We start from the raw sequence: 5,215 nt of genomic DNA, 5'->3' as shown, positions 1-5,215 counted from the left end.
TGTGCGCGGCGGTGAGATAGACACCAGCCTGATGCGCCTCATCCTCAACAACGTGCGCACCCCCGCCGAACGCGAGGGTGATTTCTCCGCGCAGATTATGGCCAACATCACCGGCACCCGCCGCCTTGGCGAGCTGATGGACAAGTACGGCCTTGAGAAGGTCCGCTTCTACGCCGAAGCGCTCAACGACTACTCGGAGCGCGTTATGCGCGCCACCATCGCCAGCATCCCCGACGGTGAATACGCCTTTGAGGATGTGATGGACGACGACGGCGTGGACGCCCACGCCATGCGCATCAGCGTCGCCGTCACCATCGAGGGCGACACCGCGCGGCTGGACTTTACCGGCAGCGCCGACCAAGTGGCGGGCAGCGTCAACGCCGTGCGCGCCATTACGGTTTCCGGCGTGCTGTACGTGTTCCGCTGTCTGGTGCGGCGTGATATCCCCACCAACGCGGGCTGCAGGCGGCCCATCAGCGTGGTCACGCGCCCCGGCTCCATCCTCGACGCCCTGCCCCCTGCCGCCGTGGCGGGCGGCAATGTTGAAACCTCGCAGCGCGTGGTGGACGTTATTCTTGGCGCGTTGGCGCAGGCGCGCGGCGAGGGCGCGCCGGACATTCCCGCCGCCAGTCAGGGCACCATGAACAACACCGCCATCGGCGGCATTGACGCGCGAACGGGCACGCCCTTCGCCTACTACGAAACCCTTGCGGGCGGCACCGGCGCCACCCGCCTGCGCGACGGCGAAAGCGCCGTGCACTCGCATATGACCAACACCCTCAACACCCCGGTGGAAGCCCTTGAATACGCCTACCCCTTCCGCGTGCGCGAATACGCCGTACGCCGAGGCACGGGCGGCGCAGGAAAAACCACCGGCGGCAGCGGCCTTATCCGCGATATTGAACTGTTGTCGGACTGCGAGATTACCGTCCTGTCCGAACGCCGCGCCACGGCGCCCTATGGGCTGGACGGCGGCGCGCCCGGCACACCGGGCCGCAACAGCATCATCGACCCGGACGGCACCACGCGCGACTGCCCCGGAAAATTCCACGCCGCCCTCAAGGCAGGCCAGCGCGTTCGCATAGAGACCCCGGGCGGCGGTGGTTTCGGCATGCCATAACCTCCCGAAGCGCCTGACTTTGACAGTATTGTCACAGATTTGTGGCATACTCGCGGTTGTAAGCGCGCACCCTTCGGTGTATAACCGGAGCATGGAGGATTCCCCCTGTTTTGATTTCCAGAAACGGCGGGGACATCCCAGAGGAGGGTCCATGCACGACGAATACGCAGACGCCAGACGGCTCATGCAGGCCATACTGGACAACGCCCCGGACGCGGCGGAAGACGCCATTGCCGCGGGGGCCAACGTCAACGCCCCGGACGAGGACGGCGAACAGCCCCTGTGCATTGCCGCCTATGAAGGCAATGACGAAGTCGTCCGGGTTCTGCTGGAGCATGGCGCGGACCCGTCCATCCGCAACGAGTTTGACGAGCCGGTCCTCGTTACCGCCAGCATGGAAGGCCACCTTGCCGTGGTCCGCCAGCTTGTGGAGCACGGCGCGGACATCGGCCAGACGGATTTTGACGGGCATACGGCCATCCAGATTGCCGAATTCTACGGCCATATGGATATTTGCGACTACCTGCGCGAGCAGGAAGCGCTGGCCGCCACGTCCACACCGGACGATACGCCGCCCCGTCCGGGCCGGTCCCGGCGCATTGGCGCGCGGCTTTTTGGCCTGTTCCCCCACCGAAACCGCCACGCGGTCAGCCCCGGCTGACGCAGGCGCCACAACAACGACAAAACGGCGCGGCCACATTGGCCGCGCCGTTTTTTTACGCGTTGTCCTTCTCCCCAAAATGCGGGGAGGCGATAAACTCTACAGATGCTCACCCAGCAGATGCCCAAAGGCCGCGCACCCGATGGTGGTGGCTCCGGGAATCTGGGAGGCAAGGTCCACCGTCACCCGGCCCGAGGACACAACCTTGTCCATGGAAGCATGGATAAGGGCCGCGGCTTCGGGCATTCCGGCGTGCTCCAGCATCATGGCGCCGGAGAGAATGAGGCTGCCGGGGTTGGCCTTGTCCTTGCCCGCGATGGTGGGCGCGGTGCCGTGAGTCGGCTCAAAAAAGGCGAGGGTATCGCCCATATTCACGCCCGGGGCAAGCCCCAGCCCGCCAACCTGCGCCGCAAGGGCGTCGGAGAGGTAGTCGCCGTTCAGGTTGGTGGTGGCCAGCACATCGTACTGCTCCGGGTACATCAGCGCGTTCTGGAACATGGCGTCGGCGATGCGGTCGTTGATGACCACATCCGCGCTCTGGCCGGACTCCTCGGTGACCACGCGCCCGGCGAATTCCTCGGCCGCGACCTCGTAGCCCCAGCCGCGGAACGCGCCCTCGGTGTACTTCATAATATTGCCCTTGTGCACAAGGGTGACGCTGGAGCGTCCGGTATCCAGCGCGTGGGTAATGGCTTTGCGCACCAGCCGCTTGGAGCAGTGCTCCGTAATGGGCTTCACGCCCACACCTGCGGCGGCGTCCACATTGGCGCCAAGCTCATCGCGCAGAAATTCCAGCAGGCGGCGCGCCTCGGACGAGCCTGCGGCGTATTCAATGCCCGCGTACACGTCCTCGGTATTCTCACGAAAGACGACCATATCCACGGCGTCCGGGTGCTTTACAGGCGACTCCACGCCCTTGAAGTGGCGGATGGGGCGGATGCAGGCGTACAGGTCCAGCGTCTGGCGCAGGGTGACGTTCAGGCTGCGAAAGCCCTGCCCCACCGGCGTGGTGAGCGGGCCTTTCATGGCAAGCTGCGCGCCGCGAAGCGCCTGCATGGTGGCCCCCGGCAAATATTCGCCCGTTTCGCGGTGGGCCTTTTCGCCCGCCAGCAGTTCCACCCACTCAATGCGGCGCTCGCCGCCGTAGGCCTTCTGCACTGCGGCGTCCAATACGGGGCGGCCTGCGGCCCACACTTCGGGACCGATGCCGTCGCCCTCGATATAGTACACGGTCTTCTGCATGCGAATCTCTCTCATGAAATGTTGCGTTGTCCCTTCCCACGGACGCGCCATGCCCCATGCAGCACACGCGGCGGAGCATTGCGATACGCCAGCGCCATTCACGCTGTATCTCACACGGCGCATCACGGCGGCCTGCCGCCAGCTCCGCTTTGGAGTCCCGGCGCATCCACCGAAACGGGAACGATAGAAAAATCACGTCGCCTTGTCCATGAAAGACAGCGCCAAAGCGCAGCCAAACGCCGAAATTCCTTCCCTCACGCCGCCTCCTATGCAGCGCCCCCGGCTCCTGCGCAACTGCCCGCCAGCGCTGCGGCGCCTATTTCGGGGCGTCCTCCGTGCAGGTCTCAAGCTGGCAACATCCCGGCACACCGGGATTTTTCGCATCCGCCTCCCCCTCGCGCGCGGTGATGCGCCTGCGGTCGCGCACCCACACATTGCCGGGCAGAGTTTTGGCGTAGTGCTTCATCTCCGCCGCGTGGCGCGACAGCGCGCCCATCTCGCCCTCTCCCCGGCAATCCACAATCGCAAGGGAGACGGACACCAGTGGAAATTCCGCCATGCTGCCATCACGCCCCCGCGCGCGCACCGTGCCGCGCTCGCGGTCCTGCGGGGAGTAGTGCTTGCGCACCAGCCGCCCAAAGCAGCGCGTTACGGCCTTGGCAATGCGCTCCGCCCGCGCGCTGGTGCACATGACCACAAAGTCGTCGCCGCCCACATGCCCCACAAAATCCGTCCCGCCATCGCCATGGCGGTTCACCGCCCAGCGCAGCAGGCGCGCCACCAGCAAAAGGATGTCGTCGCCGTTACGGAAGCCATACACGTCGTTGTAGGCCTTAAAGTTATCAAGGTCCGCGTACACAATGGAAAAGGACTCGCGCGCGGCAATGCGCCGCTCCATTTCCGCCTCAATGACCACATTCCCCGGCAGCCCGGTGAGGGGATTGGCGCCCTTGGCCATCTCCACCTGCACGGTGGCGAGGGCGTCCAGCATGGCCTGCACCGTCACCACGCCCACCAGCGTTTCCCCGCGCGTCACCACCACATGGTCAAAGATGTTGGCCTTGGGCCGCTGCATGGCCTCCCGCGCCACATTTTCCATGGGCGCAGAGCTTTCGGCGTACAGGGGCGCGGGGTCCATGATGAGTTCCACCGCGCGGTTCATATACAGCGACAGGCCGTATTGCGTGCTGAGGGCGTGGTCCAGATGATGGCTCATCACAAGGCCAAGCGGGCGCTCCTTATCATCTACCACCACAACGGAACTCAGCGGCTGCGAAGTGTCGCCAAACATCTGCCGGATTTCGCTCACCGTTGCCCCGCGCGGCACCGTGGGCACCGTCAGCGCAAGGGAGCCAATGGGCGACGAGCGGCGCGAGGCCTCTTCCCTGTGCCCCACGCGGGAGAAGTTCCCCAGCACCTCGGGCGGCAGGTCGGGCTTGGGGAAGGCCGGACGCGCCAAAAAATACCCCTGCCCATAGTGCACCCCAAGGCGCATCAACGTGTTCAGTTCCGACGCCGTTTCAACGCCCTCGGCAATGAGCTGGCACCCAATATTGCGCGAGAACGTGACGAGCGTCTCAAGCAGCGCCCGCCGCACCGGGTCCGCGTCCACGTCGCGCACAAGGGACATGTCCACCTTCAGATACTCCGGGCGCAGCTGGGCGATGGACCACAGCCCGGAATAGCCGGTGCCCACGTCGTCCACGGCAATGCGAAACCCCTGACTGCGGTAATGCTCCAGCGTCCTGTGAAACAGCGCAAAGTCCTTGATGCTGTGCCGTTCGGTAATTTCCAGCACCACGTCCACAGGCTCCAGACCATACTCGCGCAGAAGCCGCACCGTCTGGCCCGGCGAAAAATGTGGGTCCACCAGCGTGCGTGGATGCACGTTCAGGAACAGCTTGCGCCCCTGCCCAAGGGGGCCAACGTCCCTGATGGCGCGCTCGCGGCAGGCCTTTTCCAGCGCAAAGACCTGTTCCACCTCCTCGGCAAAGTCAAAGAGCACCGAAGGGGAACGGAAATTGGACCCGGACGGGCCACGCGTCAGCGCCTCCCACGACAAAATATTGCCGGACGACAGGCTCACGATGGGCTGGTAGACCGCGCGGATAAGCTGGCGGTCCAGCACATCACGAAACTCCGTCAACAGCGCCAGCTTGGTGCTGTCCAGCGTTCCGGCGGCAACGCGGCGC

General features: G+C 65.1%; 4 protein-coding genes. 2 read left to right on the top strand and 2 right to left on the bottom strand.

Features of this window, described 5'->3' with window-relative positions; all coding sequences use genetic code 11:
- Together ACY69P_RS13815 and ACY69P_RS13810 are read left to right on the top strand one after the other, a co-directional pair.
- Positions 1-1,120, top strand: a 1,120-nt coding sequence (locus tag ACY69P_RS13815; protein WP_462327895.1) for a hydantoinase B/oxoprolinase family protein, incomplete at its 5' end; no start/stop codon positions are given.
- A 151-nt stretch (positions 1,121-1,271) separates the two neighbouring features.
- Entirely contained in the window at positions 1,272-1,781 is a 510-nt protein-coding gene (locus tag ACY69P_RS13810; protein WP_462327894.1) for an ankyrin repeat domain-containing protein, read from the top strand.
- 99 nt (positions 1,782-1,880) lie between these two features.
- Here the strand turns inward: ACY69P_RS13810 and icd are convergent, their stop codons facing one another.
- Together icd and ACY69P_RS13800 are read right to left on the bottom strand one after the other, a co-directional pair.
- Positions 1,881-3,023 (bottom strand): NADP-dependent isocitrate dehydrogenase, encoded by a 1,143-nt coding sequence (gene icd, locus ACY69P_RS13805; protein WP_462327893.1) that lies wholly within the window; start codon positions 3,021-3,023, stop codon positions 1,881-1,883.
- A 316-nt stretch (positions 3,024-3,339) separates the two neighbouring features.
- On the bottom strand, positions 3,340-5,215 hold a 1,876-nt coding region (locus ACY69P_RS13800; protein ID WP_462327892.1), incomplete at its 5' end, for a bifunctional diguanylate cyclase/phosphodiesterase.

The organism is Desulfobaculum sp., from assembly GCF_054921475.1.
Note: the sequence above shows the minus strand (reverse complement) of the source record. Positions and strands in the feature narration are given on the sequence as shown.